Source organism: Citrobacter sp. MGH 55, assembly GCF_016906145.1.
GTDB lineage: Bacteria > Pseudomonadota > Gammaproteobacteria > Enterobacterales > Enterobacteriaceae > Citrobacter_A > Citrobacter_A amalonaticus.
Genome location: NZ_CP070239.1, coordinates 1,158,615 through 1,159,320, shown reverse-complemented (window position 1 = coordinate 1,159,320; position 706 = coordinate 1,158,615). Strand labels below are relative to the sequence as shown.

At 43.2% G+C, this 706-nt stretch carries 1 protein-coding gene; it reads left to right on the top strand.

All coding sequences use genetic code 11. From position 1 onward, the window contains the following. A partial coding sequence (locus JTI98_RS21085; RefSeq protein WP_371811907.1) for a S6 family peptidase occupies positions 1-706 on the top strand: 706 nt, incomplete at its 3' end.

The window sequence follows — 706 nt, the reverse complement described above, 5'->3', positions numbered from 1 at the left end:
GTGAATAAAATATATGCAATAAAAAAGAATAGAAAGGGTGAGGCGGTTGTTGTTTCAGAAGTTAGTAAAGGTATAAGGAAATGCTCCTCTTTTACGATCTCGTTGCATGCCCTTTTAGTGAGTGTTATGGGATTATTATACTCTACCTCATCAGTGGCTTCGGTGACGACCAATTTAACGTCGTATCAGACCTATCGTGATTTTGCTGAAAATAAAGGTGCATTCAAACCCGGTGCCGTGAATATTCCCCTTTATGATAAACAGGGCAATGTTGTTACAAGCTTAAATAAAGCGCCAATGATAGACTTCAGCTCAAATGATAGAACAGGGGTGGCAACATTAGTTGCGCCGCAATATATCGTGAGCGTAAAACACAATTCGGGTTATCAAAGTGTAAAATTTGGGTATGGAGACGACACGGCTTATACCCTGGTAGACAGAAATAACCATTGGCGAGACTTCCATACACCACGGCTGAACAAAATAGTAACTGAAGTTTCAGCACTGGATATGACCGATGCAGGAACCGCACAAGGCACCTACCAGAATCAGGAGCGGTTCCCGGTGTTCTATCGGGTCGGCAGTGGCGTTCAGTATGTTAAGGACGCCAACGGTAATCTAGTACATCTTGCAGGTGGGTACGACTATAAAACGGGAGGGATAGTCAATCCGCCTTTTATCTCAGACTGGAGTTTTGTCTCAAATG